Origin of the sequence: Wenjunlia tyrosinilytica (genome assembly GCF_014646055.1) — a bacterium.
GTDB classification, from domain to species: domain Bacteria; phylum Actinomycetota; class Actinomycetes; order Streptomycetales; family Streptomycetaceae; genus Wenjunlia; species Wenjunlia tyrosinilytica.
The window spans coordinates 112,203-128,739 of the sequence record NZ_BMMS01000023.1 but is presented as its reverse complement, the minus strand read 5'-3'; the positions used below and the strand labels follow the sequence as shown (position 1 = coordinate 128,739).

The following is a 16,537-nucleotide window of genomic DNA, read 5'->3' as shown; positions in this document are numbered from 1 at the left end:
TCCCAGTGCGACGCTACGACTACAACACGTGTTCCCACCGTTAGTCCAATCGTGGTATTTCCATACCGACATAAACTCATCCAAAAGATAATGAACAGCTGCCCATATCCCGTCAACTCCGCATATGTCCAATAGAACTGACTCACGATCGAGCGTGAAGGTCGCTCACAGACCGTGGTCCCTCTCGTCCGCGCCATCGCCACAGGACGTGCCTCACCGCCGACGGAATCGCCCCCCGGTTCCCCCCGGGCCGGCGCCCGGCAGCCAACCCCCGCGAAACCTGGGTCGGCGCGTCATCGCCCCACCGCGAAGAGCTGTCTGAGGCGGGCCTGGACCAGCGGCAGGCCGACAACGGGGACGTCGTAGTGTCCCGCCCCTTCCAGGACCGAGAGGTTGATGTCGTTGCCGTTGGCCACCATCTTGTTGATGACGTTGTAGGTGACGGAGTTCGGGCTGGTGATGTCATCCGTCCCGTACAGCCACAGGACCGAGCCCGGCAGGGTCGAGCGTTCGAGCCTGCCTTGGTTCTGTTCGAAGAACCGTCTGATCTCCGGAAGCGAGTTGGGCCTGTCTCCGCGGACCCCTGGATAGGTGTTCAGGCGGTGGGACGCAGATGCACTGAGGTAGCTTTGGATGTCCTGCCTGACGGCGGCGTTCAGGTCGTCGATGCAGGCCTGCCAGTCCCGACGGTAGAACTTGAGCATGTTCGGGCCGTAGACCTGGCGCGGGTCGACGTCGTAGCCCGCGTAGCGTTCGGTCTTCGTGAAGTAGATGGTTTCCGCGTTGGCGAAGACCAGCTGGTCGATCTGGTGAGCCGTCGGGGGGAGCCCGGACCGGGAGGCGTTGTCGATGTCCTGCCACAGGATCGTGTTCATGGCGGGAACGTCCGGCACGGGGGCGAGGGTGATGGCGCCCCGGTACTCAAGGGCGGGGTCCGCCTTCGCGGCCGAGGCGGACCTGTAGGCGGCGGCAAGCGCCGCGAACCCGCCTTCTGACCATCCCGCCGGGGCCCACTGCCCGGACAGTCTGCCGCCGAGGTATCGCTGTGCGGCGACCGCGGCGAAGATCATGGAGTTGCCCTCGCTGGACAGGTCGTAGTAGCCGTGCCCCGTCGTGACGCCCGCGGACACCGGTCCCAACCCCTCGTAGTCCGGCGCGACGACGGCGATGCCCATCGTCAGGACGGCCGCCAGCAAGGCGGCGTTCGGACCGTCGATCCACGTGCCGTGCTCCTGGAGCTGCACGCTGGGAGCGCAGTGCGGTGCCCATCCGGTGGTTCCGTGCCCCCACACGAACAGCGGCCGGCCCCCCGCCGGAGGTGCCTTCTTGGGAAGGAACAGCATGGCCGTCGCTTTGACCTGCTTGCCTTGCATACCTGGCATGCGGTAGACGATCAATTCACCGTTGGCCACGGCGGAGATGTCCCGGGGCACGTTGCGCAAAGGGGTGGGCGTACCCACCACGTCGCCGTCGCGTGCCGAATCGGAGGGGCCGACCGGACCCCCCGAGGGAGCGATGAACCCACCGATGAGGAGCGCGGCCAGCAGCACGACCGCGCACGCCCTCCCCTTGCGAAGGAACGCCCTCCGGCGAAGTCCGCGCCGGCCCGGCCCCTTCGGGCGACCGGCGTCCCCGGGGGACGGCCCGGGCGGAGGATTGTGGATGGCTGCGTCGGACATACCCGCGACCCCGCCTTCGTCTTCTTGCCACCCTGTGCTTCCTGCGGCGCGCTGAAGCGTTTGCGAGTCCGCGGCTCAAGGACGGAAAGGCCGTGTGCTCATGAGTGACCGTAGGCGACAGGGTGCGGCCGCGCCTGCCGAGGGCCGGTTCGGTGCGTCATTCGGGGTTTGCTCCGCGCCGGATCGACGGTGGGCTGCGTCGCGGAGGAAAAGCCTGACGGGTCCTCCGACGACTCCGTCGCATGTCCGGGTGAGCATGTCCGGGTGAGGCCGCGCCTGCCGAATGGCCTATCCGAGTTGCTTTGAGCAGGCACAGCCCGCTCTTGCTGCCTACCGTTACCCGAGGAACAACCCCTCGATCTTGATCATTCCGGATTGCAGGGGTGAACCGGACAAAGATTTCAAACACTAGCGGCACCGCCATCGCAGAAGGGGCCGGGTGCCAAGGAGGTCGGCAATGGCGACGCGACAGCCGCGGGCTCCCCGGAGACGGAGAAGGACCCGCCGCACCGTCGGTGCCTGCGTGCTCGCTGCGGGATGTGTCGTCGCAAGCGCCGTTCCCTCGGCCGCGACGGGTCCGCAAGCGGGCGCAACCCACCTGTGCGCGACGACACCCTTCCCTCCGTCGGAATCCACTCCGCCCCCGATCCTGTCGGGCAGCGACGTGTGGAGTTTCGTCTCCGAGCAGGGCCTTAACCCCATGCGGGTGACCGTGACGGCGAACAAACCGGGGACGGCTCGCGGAGACGTCTTTGCCGCCCCGTTCAGCGCGGACCAGATGGTCGGCCAGACCGGGGCACTGGTCAACGACAACTCCGGTGATCCGGTCTGGTTCCGCCCACTGCCCTCCACGAACCTCCAGAACGCCGACTTCAAGGTCCAGACCTATTACGCCGGCGGCGGGGACCGGGGGCAACCGGTGCTGACCTGGTGGCAGGGCACCCTCGCGCTTCCCCCGGCCTATACCAACCTGCCGGCCGGTGCGCCGGAACCGGGCGGGTGCTACTACATCTACGACACCCACTACCGCCTGCTCAAAACGGTGTTCGCGCATCACGGCTACTACCCGGACGAGCACGAATTCACCCTGACGCGCAGAGGAACGGCGCTGTTCATCGCCTCCAAACCGGTGCCCATGGATCTCACTCGCTATGGGGGCCCGAAGAACGGGGCCATCGAGAACAGCGAGATCCAGGAGGTCGACCTCGCCACGGGCAGACTCCTCTACTCGTGGAACGCGCTGGACCACATCGACCCCGCCGATTCCGAGGAGGCGGCCTCGAGTGCGTCGTCGTCCGGCGGGGTGTGGGACGCCTTCCACATCAACTCGGTCGACGAGGGTCCTGACGGCCGGCTGTTGATCTCGGCCCGGAACATGTGGGCGGTTTACGACGTCGAAAAGAGATCCGGGAAGGTCCGCTGGCAACTCGGAGGGAAGAAGAGCGACTTCACCTTCGGGCCGAACGCGGACTTCTACTGGCAGCACGATGCCCGATTCCGGCCGGGAAACCGGATCAGCATGTTCGACGACGGCTGCTGCGACCTTCCGGACGGCGCCCCCGAACAACGGTCGCACGGCCTGATCCTCAACCTTGACCTCCACAGCCGGAAGGCGACCGTGGACAGGACCTACTACCACCAGCCGCCGTTGGAATCACCGACCCAGGGAAACACCCAGGCCCTTTCCAACGGCAACGAATTCATCGGGTGGGGCCAGAGCCCGTACTATTCGGAGTACGCGGGTGCGGGGAACACCGAGGGCAGCGGCTTGCACAACCTGCTCTACGACGCGAAGCTGCCGGGCTCCAACATCTCGTATCGAGCGTTTCGGAACGAGTGGATCGGCACGCCGTACTACCCGCCGAGAACGGCGGCACGGTCCGACGGCGGGCACAGCGTCGTCTACGCCTCCTGGAACGGCTCGACGCAGACCAGAGCATGGCGGGTACTCGCCGGACCCGACGCCGATTCCCTGTCGGTCGTCGTCGAAAAGGCTCCACGGTCCGGATTCGAGACAGCCGTCACCACGAACGCCCCCGGACCGTACTTCCAGGTGAAGGCGCTGAACGCGCAGGGCAAGGTCCTTGGGACCTCCCACGTCGTGACCCTCTCCAGCCGACAGTCGACGAAGGACACCAAGAGGTAGTCGCTGCATGGCCACGGCATGCCCACGGCATGGCTGAAGGGGCAGAGCCAGCCCCCGGCCGCCCTCCGCTCGGCCGTGCGAGAAAACGATCTCTGTCCGGCTCTTCGGCGCCGCGGCCGGTAGTGGTACTTCCTCGTCCGCCTCGAACTCGACGTCCAGGCCGCGGGTCGAACGCGTCCGGGCGCGGTCAGCTCCGTGGTGGCGCAGGCGCTGTTCGCCGGACCGGCGCGACGGCCGGCTGGGCGCCGGGCTTCCACCCGCGGATCAGGTGGGGCAGGCGCAGCAGGTCGGGCCACCACGGCAGCGCCTGGCCGGCGAGTGCGGCGACGTCGCCCCACTCGGCTTCGTACTCGATGCGGGGATGCGCGGTGCCGGAGGCGACCACGGCGGGTCCGGCCAAGCCATGTCCCCGTCCGGGGCGCACACGGTGAGCACACCGTCCGGGATTCCGGCTTCGGTAGGGGCGGATGCGACATCGGTGGCGACCTCGCGGTCGTCGCTGTGCACGATGCGGATCGTGACGAGGGCGGTGTGCCGGTCCAGCACCGGCCCCCTCACCGTGTCCGCATGCAAGGTTTGCCCGGGGGTGCTGCACGAGAGGGCTGGAGGAAACGCCCGTTCCTCGAGAACTCCGAAAAGCGCCGACCCATCACCACCCGGACGCGCGTGGTGATGGGTAGTGCAGGTGACCACCCCGACGCCGTGCCGGGCCGGGTGACCTGACCCGACGACGTCCGCGGCAACCAGGCGGCCCCGACGTCGTGCAACGAATCATCCGCCGACACACCTGCCAGTGACCACAGTCCGCGCCACCCCTGCCTCGTGGTGGTGCGGGGCGGCCGTGGCCGCTCGTGGCCCAGCAGGGCGGACAAACGGCAGGCCCCGGGGGCGCAACCCCGGGGCCCTGCCTACAGGACCCACCTGACAGAGAGGCGGACCTGATGGTCCACATCATGGCAGTCGTGATCACCGCGGCTGACGACCACCCCACCCAGCAGGACGAAGCGCTGCGCCGGGCCCGCGAGGCCGACAAACGCAGGACGGGCGGTGCCCGATGAGCGAGCGCCTGACCGAAGACGTCGCACGCAGGCTCGACCGGATCAGGGAGGCTGCCGCCGCCGCGGAGCGCGCCAGGCACTTGCGGGAGGGCCGGTAGATGGCATCCTGCCCGCTGTGCTCCGACTGGGGCACCCTCCCCGGCGGTGACCCCTGCCCCGTCTGCCGCAGCCCCAGCGCTGCCGAAAGGGCCGGGCCGGACGGATCAAGACCCGATGCGCAGACAGGCACGTCAAGCTCCGGGCGGACAGGTCTGCTGTTGGTCGGCAACCCGTCCACCAGGAGCTTCACCTCCACGGTGGTAGGGACCATCGGCACCCCGGAAGGCCCGACGGCGGTCGCAGGACGACTGGACGCCGGATGCCCCACCGCTACGGCCGCGACGCCGCCCGGGTCTCCTCCTGGACGTGCGGGTACTGGGCGGTTCGGTGCTGGAAGGCGAGCACCTTGCGGTTCTGGACGACACCCCGGCGGATCTCGATGGCGCGCCCGATCGTGTCGTCGGCGTCCCAGCCGTCGGGGCCCTGGAGCACGACGTCCAGATACGGCAGGAGGGCCTCGCTGTTCTCCCAGGTCGCGGAGTCCCACAGGTAGGACGGGCTGTGGTCCACCCCGTAGTACCTGACGTGGTCGCCGACGGTGAACATCGGGTCGGTGAAGGTGGTGGGCCGGGCCCAGTCGAAGCCCATGCCCTCGTCGCAGGAGACGTCGATGACCAGGGTACCGGGGGCCAGCTTGGGCAGGTCCTCGTCTATCAGGAACATCAGCGGCGCGTCGGTGTCCTGCAGCACGCAGTTGACGATGATGTCGTGCCCGGCGAGGAACTCGGCCAGCGGCAGCGGGCCGTCCTCGGTGAGGGCGACACTGCGTCGCGGGTCGAGGGTCCCGTCGGCCTTGTCGTGGTCGAAGTGGACGATCCGCGCGGAGTGGATGGGAGAGCTGACGGCGGTGACGCCACGCGCGGTGAGCACGTCGACGTCGTGCACGCCCAGGGCGCTGAGCGCGGTCACCGCGCCGCGGGCGGTCGCGCCGAAGCCGATGACGACCGCGCGATGCCGCCGCCCGTAGTCGCCTGTCACGCCGGTCAGCTGCATGGCGTGCAGGACCGAGGAGTACCCGGCCAGCTCGTTGTTCTTGTGGAAGACGTGCAGGTTGAAGGCGCCGCTGCGGGTCCAGTGGTTCATCGCTTCGAAGGCGATCAGGGTCAGCCGCCGGTCGATGGCGGTCTGGGTGACCTTCTCGTCCTGGACACAGTGCGGCCAGCCCCACAAGACCTGGCCCTCGCGCAGTTCCGCCAGGTCTTCGGGGAGCGGTTTGGCCAGCAGGATGACATCGCAGCCGGCGATGAGTTCCTCGCGTGTGCGGAAGCCCGCGACGAGTGGGGCGAGCCGGCTGTCCGGGACGCCGAAATACTCCCCGTAGTTCTCCTGGAGGTAGATGCGCTTGCGGAGACCGGCGTCGATTCGGTCGAAATGAGCGGGGTGAACGGGCAGACGATGCTCGTTCTCCTTGCGGGTCTGCGACATGATTCCGAGCGTGAGCTGCTGCAAAATACCCCTTTGGTTGCTCCCTGTTTAGCACACCGGGGCAGTCCGGCAGCCGGTCGCGACGGGCGGGGCCGAGAAGCCGGGGACAAGTGAGCCGCTCCTTTCCCACCGCCGCAGCGCTCTCTGTCGTCCTGCTCGCGCCCGGCCAGGGGCGCTGGGACCTGCTGGCCGTGCCGCCGGATACGACCGAGATCGAAAAGGCCTGGTGGCCCAAGCCCTGCCCAGCCGCTGCTCCGCGAAGGCCGGCGCGCGGCCAACTCCCCCCGCCTGGACGCCTCGCAGGCGGGAGAGCCAGAGCCTTTTGGGCCCGGTTCGGAACGTGAGCGCTGCGCTCAACGAGCTCCATGGCCCGGAAAACGTCCGACTCGTCGTCTGGTTCCACTGAGCACGAAGCCTCACGCCGGTAAACGCCCAGGCAATCAGTTGGCCGGGGCCGCGTCCGGGGACACCTCACCGTACGGCTGATCGCGCCGGCCGAACGGATGCGGGTGCAGCGCGGGTTCCGGCCGACGATGTCCGCGGCCCGGCCGGCGGGCGGCCCAGGGCGTGGAGGGGCGGCGTACGCCGACGCGGTGTCGGAGTACGCCGCCCTCGGGCGGGACGAGCTGCGGGATACGGCCCGCGCGGTCGTCTCGGCTACTTCGGGTCGCGGTTGAAAACCGCCTTCGACCACAAGTAGCCGAGCGCGGAGAGAGCCAGGCACCAGACGATGGCGAGCCATCCGTTGTGGCCGATCTCGCTGCCGAGCAGCAGGCCGCGCAGGGTCTCGATGGCCGGGGTGAACGGCTGGTACTCGGCGATCGGCTGGAACCAGCCGGGCATCGCGTCGACCGGGACGAAGGCGCTCGAGATGAGCGGCAGGACGATCAGCGGCAGTGCGTTGTTGCCGGCCGCCTCGGCGTTCGGGCTGACCATGCCCATCCCGACCGCGATCCAGGTGAGCGCCAGGGCGACCAGCGCGAGCAGCCCGAACGCCGCCAGCCACTCCAGGGCCGTGGCATCCGTGGACCGGAAGCCGATGGCCACGGCGACGGCACCCACGATGACCACGCTCATGACCGACTGCAGCACGCTGCCGACGACGTGCCCGATGAGTACCGAGCCGCGGTGGATCGCCATCGTACGGAAGCGGGCCATGATGCCCTCGGTCATGTCGTTGGAGACGGACACCGCGGTCCCGACCACGGTGCCGCCGATGGTCATCAGCGCGATGCCCGGCACGAGGTAGGCGATGTAGGCGGAGCGGTCGGCGCCGCCGCCGCCGATGCCCGCGCTCATCACGTCTCCGAAGATGTAGACGAAGAGCAGCAGCAGGACGACCGGCGTGAGCAGCAGGTTCAGGGTGAGGGACGGGTAGCGCCGCGCGTGCAGGAGGTTGCGGCGCAGCATCGTGGACGCGTCGCGCACAGCGAGGGCCAGGGAGCTCATCGGACAGCCTCCTTGGGCTGGTTCGGCTGGTTCGGCTGGTTCGGCTGGTTGGAGCCGGTCAGGGCGAAGAAGACGTCGTCGAGATCGGGGGTGTGCACGGTGAGTTCGTCGGCCTCGATGCCGGCCCGGTCCAGCCGGTCGAGGATGGAGCGCAGTTCGCGCTGGCTGCCGTCGCTGGGGATCTGCAGCGACAGCGCCTCGTCGTCCCGGGTGACCTCGCGGATCGCGTCGGCTGCGCACCGGTAGGTGGACGGGTCGCAGAAGCGCAGCCGCACGTGCCCGCCCGGGATGAGCCGCTTCAGCTCGTCCGCGGTCCCCTCGGCGGCGATCCTGCCCTCGTGCAGCACCGCGATACGGTCCGCGAGCTCGTCGGCCTCCTGCAGGTACTGCGTGGTGAGGAGAACGGTCACCCCGTCGGAGACCAGCTCGCGGATGATCTGCCACATGTTGTGGCGGCTGCGGGGGTCGAGGCCGGTGGTGGGCTCGTCGAGGAAGATGATCCGCGGGTCGCCGACCAGGGTCATGGCGATGTCGAGGCGGCGCTTCATGCCGCCGGAGTAGCTGGAGGCGGGCTTGTTGGCGGCTTCCACCAGGTCGAAGCGCTCCAGCAGCTCGGCGGTGGTGCGGCGGGCCTCGCGCTTGGACAGGTGGTGCAGGTCGGCCATGAGGAGCATGTTCTCCTCGCCGGTGATCAGGCCGTCCACGGCGGAGAACTGCCCGGTGACGCCGATCGCGGCGCGCACCCCGTCCGGTGACGTGGCGACGTCGTGGCCCGCGACCTGGGCCCGGCCGCTGTCGGCGGCGATGAGGGTGGACAGGATGTGCACGGTGGTGGTCTTGCCGGCGCCGTTGGGCCCGAGCAGCGCGAACACGGACCCGGCCGGGATGTGCAGGTCGATGCCGTTGAGCACGGTCTTGTCGCCGTACGACTTGCGCAGACCGGCGGTGGAGACGGCGGCGGGCGACTGCCGACCATCGATCCTGGACGTGGGCATGACAGAAGAGGGCATGGAACCTTCCCTTGCGAAGGCTGAAGTGGCTGGGGAGTGGGCGGGTTTGCGGGGGGCCGGTGTTCAGGCCCGGGCGCGGCGGATGTCGATGTTGCCGTAGCGGGTCCGGGCGCGGACCTCGACGGTGTCCTCGGTCCTGTCCGGAGTCTCGGAGGCGGTGAGTGTGTTGCGCACCTGCCCGCGGTCGGAGCTGACGTTGAGCCAGGCGGCGGTGCCCTCGCGGATGCCGACCTCGATGGCGCCGTGGGAGGTCTCCAACTGCACGGTGCCGCGGGCCACTTCGGCCGCGCGCAGGGTGCCGTTGGCGGTGGTCGCGGCGACCGAGCCCTCGGCGCGCGCGATGTCGATGTCCCCGTTGGCGCCGCTCACCCGCAGATCGCCGGTCACGGCGCCGACGGTCGTGGTGCCGTGCGAGTTCTTCAGGACGGCGTCACCGTCCACGGTGCCGACGCGCAGACTGCCGGAGCTGGTGGTGATCTCGGCCGTGCCCTCGACACGGTCGACGGTGATGGACCCGTGCGACGCCTTCAGGTGCAGCGGCCCGGTGGTGTCGAGGCACACATCGCCGGACGAGGTCTTCACGCGGACCTCGCCGAGCCGGCCCTCGCCCAGCACCTGGGCCCAGGCGCCGGTCATGTCGATCCGCGAGCCCGTGGGCAGCTCGACCGTCACGTCGACGGTGCCGGTGCGGCCGAGCAGATTGGGCTTGGGCGTCCTGACGGTCAGTGCGCCGCTCGCGTACGAGACCTCGGTCTGCTCGGCCGTGCGCACGTCCTGGTCCTTCTTGGGGTCGCGGGGCCGCACGTCGACGAGGGTGTCGAGACGGTCACCGGCGCAGAACCGGATGGAGCCGGCTTCCACGTGCGCGGTGGCGCAGATCGCTTCGGGAGTGTCGAAAGAAGGCATGGCTGTACCGTCCTGTTGGGTCTTGGGAGCGTCCCCGCCGGTGGGGACGTGATGCCGGTGAAGTGGGGCGGGCGGGGCGCGGCTAGCGCACCCAGCCCGTGAAGCTCTGTCCGATGGTGTGGGTCTTCTCCGTCGTACGCGGCCGCGTGCCGCCGTCGACCGCGGCCGACACGGCCCGCACCAGCCACGCGTTGACCGACAGGCCCTCGCGGCTCGCGGCCTCCTCGGCGCGCGCCTTGAGGTGGGCCGGCAGACGCAGATTGACGCGGGCGGTGCCGCCCTCGTCGCCGTCGGCGGGCGCCTGCGCCATGAGCGGTTCGACGGGCGCGGCGGCCGCTTCCATGGGACGGCCGTCGGCGGGCGGCGGCGTCACCACGAAGTCGGGGTCGAGCCCGCGCAGCCGTACGTCGACCGAGCCGGGGGCGAGCTCGCGGGTGATCTCGTCCATCGCGGCGGAGAGCACATTGAGCATGATCAGACGGGTCGCCGACTCCAGAGGAGCGGTGAGCCGCTCGGCCAGCTCGCGGGCATCCTCCCCGCCGGCTTCGGCGGCCACCGCGAGTTCGCGACGGAGGGTGTCGACATACGGGGTGAGATCCATTGCGCCATAGTGGCACCACTATGGCGCCTCGCGCAAGTCCGGGTGACGCCATGCGCGGAGCGAGCTTGAGAGCGGCCGCCCTGAACTGCGGAAACGTGGGAGAGGACGACCTGAGCCGTTGTGGCACCATGCGCGCCCATGCGCTTTTGGGAGCGCGGAATGGCGCCGAGTGGCACCGTATGATGCCGAGTGATGCCACCTGGCGCCATGCGGCGCCATGCGATGCCAAGGAGGTGGGTCCGCCCCGCCTCGCGGCCTGCCCCTGGGTCGGGCCCACCGGAGGCGGCGCGATCGGGCCCGCCCCGCCCAGCCAGGGCATGTGCGAGGTCGTGATCAGACGCGCCGACCCGAATCCGCTTCAATTGGACCTGCGGCGTTTTCGTCCGAAGCGATGACTGGCGTGCGACCGCACCGCTGCGTCAAGAGGTTCTCGAAGAAGATGTGACGGAGGATGTCGGGAACGGCCTGGCGGCTCCGTCTCGGGAACAGATGCGGCCACCGTGGCCGTACCACACCAAAGGAGGATCTCAATGACGATCCAGCGGATGGACAACGTCCTCATCGTTGTCGCCGACCTTGACGCCGCTATTTCATTCTTCGTCGAACTCGGCATGGAGCTGGAGGGCAAGGCGCCGATCGAGGGACGTTGGGTGGAGCGTGTCATCGGGCTCGACGACGTCCGACAGGACATCGCGATGCTGCGGACCCCGGACGGCCACGGCCGAATCGAGCTGGCGATGTTCCACACGCCGAAGGCGATCGGCGCCGAGCCGAAGGACGCGCCGACGAACACGCTGGGCATTCGCCGCATCATGTTCGCCGTCGACGACATCGAGGACGTCGTTGCCCGCCTGCGCACCCACGGCGCCGAACTCGTCGGCGAGGTGGCGCAGTACGAGGACAGCTATCGGCTCTGCTACGTCCGCGGCCCCGAGGGCATCATCGTCGGACTGGCCCAGCAGCTCGGCTGAAGACTGCCGAAGGGACCGTACCCCCGGAGAACCACCCGGGCACCCGCACCCGGGAGGTGTGCCCGACCGCCGGTCGCCTACGCACCCGCGAGCTCCCCTAAAACGGGTCCATGTCAAAGGCGGCCCCGGCGGACGAGTTGTCCGTCGAACGCACCAGTTGGACCCAGCCGAACAGGGACCGGTAACCCTTGCCCGGGTAGTCCACCACAGCGGTGCAGCATGGGAAACCATGGGCCGAGGGGGGCTTGCCGATCACAGCGGGATCATCGACGCAGTCCAGCGTCACCGTCACTGCACCCTGCGTGTCGTCACGTAAGAAGGCAATGATCACGACTTCACCCTGCCGTTCGCACACTTCAGCGGCAAGGGCGCGGACAGGTGAAGAGCCCACTGCATGGACCCGGCGATGTCCCACGCCGGTACCGATTCGCCATGACAGATCGCCTGTTGGGGTGATGCATTCCGCATCCGGGTCAAGCAGCCGCTCCGTCTTCGGGTCGTTCAGCACGGCCCGTACACACGCGTCGCAGATGCCGTTCTTGTCAGAGCTCCGGGAGTCCTCCGGCCGGGCTCGAACTCTTCCCGGAGCGGTCACTTCCGCTGCTGGATCTCCGGCCGGAGTCCCTCGAGGGCGCTGAAGCGGCCATTCTCCGGCTCAAAGAGCTTACGGATCAGTTGTCGAACACCCTGCCCACTCTCTATGACTGTCTTCGTCATCTGCACGACAAGTGAGCAGGCGCCGCCCCCTGTCTCCGCGTCCACCGTGGAGACAGGGGGCGGTTTTCGAAAGGCTCAGTCCTCGACCCAGCCGTGGCGCTTTCCGAAGTCCACCACGCGGCGCCGGATCGCGAGGATCTGCTCGCCCGTGAGCGAGGGTGCCGCCGCCAGAAGCAGTTCCGTCATTTCCTTGCGGAACTCGTCCTGGGAGAGCACGTCACACAACTGCTCTCCGTCGCCCGCAGGTCCGAGGGTCCCGGTCGGGACCATCTCCGTCGGCTTTCGCTCGGCGGGTTCGGCGAGCCGGACGGACGACGCCTTCTGGCCCCGCTCCCCCTCTTCGATCTCGAACTCGACCTGAAGACCGGAGCGCAGATACGCCTCCGGCATCAGCAGATCGTTCACATGGAGGAAGACGTCCTCTCCGCCGTACGCCGGCGAAATGAATCCGTAACCCCGCGTACTGTCAAAACGCACCACACGACCCGCAACCACAGCAACTCCCACAGAAACGCGACACCACTACCCGAAGTCAATGACCACTGCGCGGCTCGTGATCGGTCCCGGACTGTCGGGGTGCTGCCATCCGACCCGAGTTACGCGCACACTTTCATACTAACCTCGATCTTTCGTGATTGGCCGTCATCTCTTGCCGGCGGCCGATCTGCGTTCGGCGGAGTTTTCGGGTGTGCCGGCGGCCCGACTGTCGCGCGTCGGGCCGGGCGCCGGGTTCCTCCGGTGGGGCGATGCAACTCGTAGGGACGGGAACGTGCTGGTCAGCCCAGGCCCGGAAGGCCTGCGAGTCGCTGGATCGCCTCAGTGATCACATCGGTCCAGGGCCAGTGGCGGGCGAATCCGAGGCGCCGGCGGCGGGCGACGGAGCGCGGTGCCGCTACTCAGCGATACCCGAGGGCCCGCAGCTCCTCATCAGTGGTCGAGTCGTCGTGCGGCCCCGGGCGGCCAGGTGTCACAGGAACCATCGAAGGCAACCACCCCCAAGCCATACCCCGGGCCACTGGATCCTCCGGACCGTACGACAGCCCATCCGACCCATCAACAACGTAGGACCACCCCCCATCATCCGTTCGACAGGAGGCAAAGGTCATGGGAGGCAAAGGTCGTGCCGGGCCCGGAGGCCAGCGGCCCTCTTGCAGGATCGCGTGGGATGCGCTGGGGATTCCGGGTGCTGTTCACGGACACCATCGCCGACGCCGACACAGCCCTGGACGTGGGAGACGCGTTGTAGGGCGGGCGGGCGCTGGCGCACGGGAGGCGAAGCGGGTGCGCTTCACGGTCGGCGGCAGTGACTGGGCAGACGAACCATACGCAGGCAGAGCCCCGCCATCGGCGGGGCGCCCTTTCGCATCGTGGCTCGGCCCGCGCTACGACAGCGCGGTGGGACGACGTGGCGGGGGGATCCGGTCGAGCAGTTCCCACAGCGGGCGGGAGCCGGCGGCCCACTGGCCCAGGAGGTGGCGGTCCACCAGGTGCAGCTTCTGCTGCCGCCCGAAGGTGACGGCGGGGGCGGTGAACCGTCCGTTGGTCACCAGCACCACGACGTCGCCTTTGTGGACAGGGCGCCCGGTGCCGTTGAGCACCTGCAGGTCGGGGGTGCCTATGGCGGATCCGGCCAGACCGGCTTGCCGGTGCTTGCACTGGATGACCCAGCGCCTCCCGAGCGGGTCGGTGGCCAGCACGTCGGCGCCGTTGTCGCCGCGCCCGCCCACCTGCTGGGCCTGCGGGCAGCCGTCGCGCCGCATCAGATCCCGCACGGCGAACTCGAACTGCCGGTGGTGCAGCGCGTCGAGCTGGGTGAGCTGGTACCGCAGCGCCCGGGTCTGCACCCGCTCCCACTGCAGCCGCTGCGAGCGCCGATGCCCCCATGCTCCGCCGACGCAGGCCGCGACCGCCGCGGCCAGGACCAGCAGCCACCAGTGCTCCAGCAGCCACCGCACCGCGGCCACGGCCGCCACCAGCGCCACCGCCGCCACGGACAGGACCAGCAGAGCCTCACCGTCGGCGTTCTTCGCGGACCGCCGCTTCCTCGAGCCCCGCCGCGCGGGGGGACGGCGGGCGCTCACGAGCCGCCGCCGTAGTGCGTGACGATCTGGTAGCCGACCCAGCACAGCACCACCACCAGCACGTCCGTGCCGGTGACCAGCTGCCAGCCGTGGTGCTGGCAGCGGTTGAACAGGCCCTTCCTCGGATTGCGGCACCGCCCCTCAGCGCGGGTCCAGCCCCCGCACGTCGCCACCGCCGCCGCACCGATCGCCCATAAGCCCCACAGGACAGCCAGCGTCCCCAACGTTCCACCCCCCGGTGAATCGGAAATGACCTCCTATGGGACCACGCACCACTGACAACCGGTACCCGTCCGTCAGTACGCGCACGCCCTGCGTTACCGCGGCGGTTGCCCCGCTGCCGCACCCCCGTCGTCAGCGGGGCGCCCTGCGTCAGGGCAGCCACGCGGACCCCGGGCCGAGAGCGAGAGCGGCCGGGCCCGCGGCACCTTCGGGGCTGCGCGGATCAGTCCCCGTGCGGATGGTGCTGCTGGACCGGCGCAGCGGTCGGCCCGTGCGGTGGCGGCACCGTGCTCTTCGGCGCGTCGACCGTGATATGCCCGCTCGACAGCGCCCATATCAGCAGCAGCAGGAGGAAGGCGCCGAGCCCTCCGCCCGCCGCTGTCGGAGCGCGGCGCTCGTGCGCGCGAACGCGTGTCCCATCGCCGCGGTGGTACTCCCTGACGTGAACCACGTGGACCCCCAACTCGTCCCGTAACCGGTTCCCCGCGTCAACTCCCCAGGAGAACACCCGGCACTGACAGCCGGCCCCGCCGGTTGCGTGCCGGAGCCCGATGGTGTGCGGCTCCGCGCTGAAGTACCGCCGCAGGCACCGGGTCCTGGTCAGCTTCTTCAACCTTCGGCGGAGCCTCAGTGACACCGGTAGGCTCTCCGCGGTGACCTTGATGGAGACGCAGGGCCTCGCGTCGATGGCCGACGAGGCGCAGTTGCGTTGGATGGCGCTGGGGGACACGACTCGGCAGCCGCCCGTGGTCATGCTCCATGGCGGTCCGGGGCTGCCGGACTATCTGGGCGATGTCGCCCCCATGGTCGCCGACCTCGCGCCCGTGTACCGGTACGACCAGCGTGGCACGGGCCAATCCCCGTGGCAGGGCCGCCATTCCTTCGCCCGGCATGTCGACGATCTCGCCGAGTTGCTCGACGCATGGGACGTGCCCAAGGCCGTGTTGATTGGACACTCCTATGGCACCGATCTGGCGAGCCGGTTCTGCCTGACGCACTCTGACCGGGTTGCCGCAATGCTGCTGATGTGCGGGCCATTCGTCGGCGATTGGCGCACCGGGGACCGAGAGGAGCGCGGCCGCCGCATGTCCGCCGCGCAGCAGGAGCGGCTCCGCTTATTGGAGGAGGTGCCGGACCGCACGGAGGAGCAGGAAGTCGAACTGCTCACGCTGGCCTGGTTCACCGACCACGCCGATCCCGCACGCGGGTGGCACCTGGCAGCCCAGGATGCCCGGCAGCGTCGCCCGGTCAACTGGGCTATGAACGGCGCCCTTGGCAAGGAAGGACGCATGGATCCGCTCGATGAGCACCTTGCCGAGCTACGTGCGTGCCTGCCGGCGCGGGCGGAGCTCCTCGGCGGGGCCGACGATCCTCGTCCTGTGTCGGCACTTGAATCGCTCGCGCTCCGGCTCGCTCTTCCGCTGACTCGGATCGAGGGCGCAGGGCACGAGCCCTGGTTGGAGCAGCCCGACGTTGTGCGTGCACACCTTCGGCGATTCACGCAAGGCGCCGTTGGCACATAGGGCTTCGACGGGTTCGCCGGCCGGCCTCGTCCCCGGCTGTCGGCATCGCGGCATTCGATTCGAACATGCCGCGCCCGGTCATCAACAAGTCGACGATGGCTCACGCGCTGGTCACCGGTGAGCAGCGCGAGTTCAGCGCCTTCGGGCCGCGTGCCGCCTACGGTGGGGCCGCCGTCGCGCCTGTTGGTCGTGGTGGCACGGTGCGGGCGGCGGGGACACGGCAGAGGAGGAAGACGGATGACGGAGACCGCGAGCTGGATGAAGCGGGTGCCGGGACGCAGATGGACGGTGCGTGTGGACGCCGCCGGTCGTGGCAGTGCCGCGGTGCGCATCTCGTGCAGCCGTCCCTCCTGCGCCGTGCAGCGTCTGCCGTCCGCGGCCGACGAGCCGCATTCATCGGAGCCCATGACGTCCATGGGGCGGCCGCGCTGCCATTGCCGTCGACGGTGGTGCCGGGCCCGGCGGTGACGCGTCAGTTGCAGGGGCTGACGCCGCAGCCCCGGCTCGTATGGGTGGAACTCCGGCAAGACCGTTCGCATGGGATGGTGCGGACGGAGGTGCGGTGCGCGAAGTGCGGCTCCCGCCTCGGCTCGTTTTCGAGGGCGAGGGCTGTCCGACGTGGACGGACCCATATCGCGCTCGCGGAGAAG

Annotated in this window: 15 protein-coding genes and 1 pseudogene; 4 read left to right on the top strand and 12 right to left on the bottom strand. The window is 69.2% G+C overall.

Annotated elements, in window-relative coordinates; genetic code table 11:
* Positions 1-293: 293 nt before the first annotated feature.
* Positions 294-1,550, bottom strand: coding sequence for an alpha/beta hydrolase (locus IEY86_RS24775; protein WP_189134047.1), 1,257 nt, complete (start codon positions 1,548-1,550; stop codon positions 294-296).
* An 829-nt stretch (positions 1,551-2,379) separates the two neighbouring features.
* Between IEY86_RS24775 and IEY86_RS24770 the strand changes: the two genes are divergently transcribed.
* Positions 2,380-3,825 (top strand): arylsulfotransferase family protein, encoded by a 1,446-nt coding sequence (locus tag IEY86_RS24770; RefSeq protein WP_229698721.1) that lies wholly within the window; start codon positions 2,380-2,382, stop codon positions 3,823-3,825.
* 187 nt (positions 3,826-4,012) lie between these two features.
* Here IEY86_RS24770 and IEY86_RS24765 read toward each other — a convergent pair whose 3' ends face one another.
* From IEY86_RS24765 to IEY86_RS24740, 6 genes are all read right to left on the bottom strand, one after another.
* Positions 4,013-4,225 (bottom strand): hypothetical protein, encoded by a 213-nt coding sequence (locus IEY86_RS24765; RefSeq protein WP_189134045.1) that lies wholly within the window; start codon positions 4,223-4,225, stop codon positions 4,013-4,015.
* Between the two features lie 1,027 nt (positions 4,226-5,252).
* On the bottom strand, positions 5,253-6,431 hold the full coding sequence (locus IEY86_RS24760) for a N(5)-(carboxyethyl)ornithine synthase (protein ID WP_189134044.1): 1,179 nt from the start codon (positions 6,429-6,431) through the stop codon (positions 5,253-5,255).
* 633 nt (positions 6,432-7,064) lie between these two features.
* Positions 7,065-7,856 (bottom strand): ABC transporter permease, encoded by a 792-nt coding sequence (locus tag IEY86_RS24755; protein WP_189134043.1) that lies wholly within the window; start codon positions 7,854-7,856, stop codon positions 7,065-7,067.
* A complete protein-coding gene (locus IEY86_RS24750) occupies positions 7,853-8,866 on the bottom strand; it encodes an ATP-binding cassette domain-containing protein (RefSeq protein ID WP_229698720.1) in 1,014 nt (337 codons plus the stop codon). Before IEY86_RS24750 ends, IEY86_RS24755 begins: the two co-directional genes overlap by 4 nt.
* Before the next feature lie 63 nt (positions 8,867-8,929).
* Entirely contained in the window at positions 8,930-9,772 is an 843-nt protein-coding gene (locus IEY86_RS24745; RefSeq protein ID WP_189134042.1) for a DUF4097 family beta strand repeat-containing protein, read from the bottom strand.
* Between the two features lie 82 nt (positions 9,773-9,854).
* Positions 9,855-10,373 (bottom strand): toxin-antitoxin system HicB family antitoxin, encoded by a 519-nt coding sequence (locus IEY86_RS24740; RefSeq protein ID WP_189134041.1) that lies wholly within the window; start codon positions 10,371-10,373, stop codon positions 9,855-9,857.
* A 530-nt stretch (positions 10,374-10,903) separates the two neighbouring features.
* Between IEY86_RS24740 and IEY86_RS24735 the strand changes: the two genes are divergently transcribed.
* Positions 10,904-11,344, top strand: coding sequence for a VOC family protein (locus tag IEY86_RS24735; RefSeq protein ID WP_189134040.1), 441 nt, complete (start codon positions 10,904-10,906; stop codon positions 11,342-11,344).
* 97 nt (positions 11,345-11,441) lie between these two features.
* On the opposite strand, the gene IEY86_RS24730 is transcribed toward IEY86_RS24735, so the two are convergent.
* The 5 genes from IEY86_RS24730 to IEY86_RS24710 all read right to left on the bottom strand — a co-directional run bounded on the left by IEY86_RS24730 (position 11,442) and on the right by IEY86_RS24710 (position 14,815).
* The gene (locus IEY86_RS24730) at positions 11,442-11,852 is read right to left on the bottom strand and encodes a hypothetical protein (RefSeq protein ID WP_189134039.1); all 411 of its coding nucleotides are present in this window, start codon (positions 11,850-11,852) and stop codon (positions 11,442-11,444) included.
* A gap of 284 nt (positions 11,853-12,136) precedes the next feature.
* The gene (locus tag IEY86_RS24725; RefSeq protein ID WP_189134038.1) at positions 12,137-12,556 is read right to left on the bottom strand and encodes a cold-shock protein; all 420 of its coding nucleotides are present in this window, start codon (positions 12,554-12,556) and stop codon (positions 12,137-12,139) included.
* A gap of 887 nt (positions 12,557-13,443) precedes the next feature.
* Positions 13,444-14,142 (bottom strand): restriction endonuclease, encoded by a 699-nt coding sequence (locus tag IEY86_RS24720; protein WP_189134037.1) that lies wholly within the window; start codon positions 14,140-14,142, stop codon positions 13,444-13,446.
* Positions 14,139-14,366: a hypothetical protein gene (locus IEY86_RS24715; RefSeq protein ID WP_189134036.1), complete on the bottom strand. Its 228-nt coding sequence runs from the start codon at positions 14,364-14,366 to the stop codon at positions 14,139-14,141. The genes IEY86_RS24720 and IEY86_RS24715 overlap by 4 nt, the downstream gene beginning before the upstream one ends.
* A 221-nt stretch (positions 14,367-14,587) precedes the next feature.
* Positions 14,588-14,815: a hypothetical protein gene (locus IEY86_RS24710; RefSeq protein WP_189134035.1), complete on the bottom strand. Its 228-nt coding sequence runs from the start codon at positions 14,813-14,815 to the stop codon at positions 14,588-14,590.
* A gap of 211 nt (positions 14,816-15,026) precedes the next feature.
* Between IEY86_RS24710 and IEY86_RS24705 the strand changes: the two genes are divergently transcribed.
* Both IEY86_RS24705 and IEY86_RS24700 read left to right on the top strand, forming a co-directional pair.
* Positions 15,027-15,887: an alpha/beta fold hydrolase gene (locus IEY86_RS24705; protein WP_229698729.1), complete on the top strand. Its 861-nt coding sequence runs from the start codon at positions 15,027-15,029 to the stop codon at positions 15,885-15,887.
* Positions 15,888-16,399: 512 nt separating this feature from the next.
* A pseudogene (locus IEY86_RS24700) lies at positions 16,400-16,515 on the top strand (peptide-methionine (R)-S-oxide reductase); the annotation flags it as partial.
* Between the last annotated feature and the right edge of the window lie 22 nt (positions 16,516-16,537).

Bases quoted from the DNA above. Each gene is read 5' to 3' on its own strand.
- IEY86_RS24755 (WP_189134043.1), bottom strand. From the start codon at position 7,856: ATGAGCTCCCTGGCCCTCGCTGTGCGCGACGCGTCCACGATGCTGCGC.
- IEY86_RS24770 (WP_229698721.1), top strand. From the start codon at position 2,380: ATGCGGGTGACCGTGACGGCGAACAAACCGGGGACGGCTCGCGGAGAC.
- IEY86_RS24750 (WP_229698720.1), bottom strand. From the start codon at position 8,866: ATGCCCTCTTCTGTCATGCCCACGTCCAGGATCGATGGTCGGCAGTCG.
- IEY86_RS24745 (WP_189134042.1), bottom strand. From the start codon at position 9,772: ATGCCTTCTTTCGACACTCCCGAAGCGATCTGCGCCACCGCGCACGTG.
- IEY86_RS24740 (WP_189134041.1), bottom strand. From the start codon at position 10,373: ATGGATCTCACCCCGTATGTCGACACCCTCCGTCGCGAACTCGCGGTG.
- IEY86_RS24705 (WP_229698729.1), top strand. From the start codon at position 15,027: ATGGAGACGCAGGGCCTCGCGTCGATGGCCGACGAGGCGCAGTTGCGT.
- IEY86_RS24735 (WP_189134040.1), top strand. From the start codon at position 10,904: ATGACGATCCAGCGGATGGACAACGTCCTCATCGTTGTCGCCGACCTT.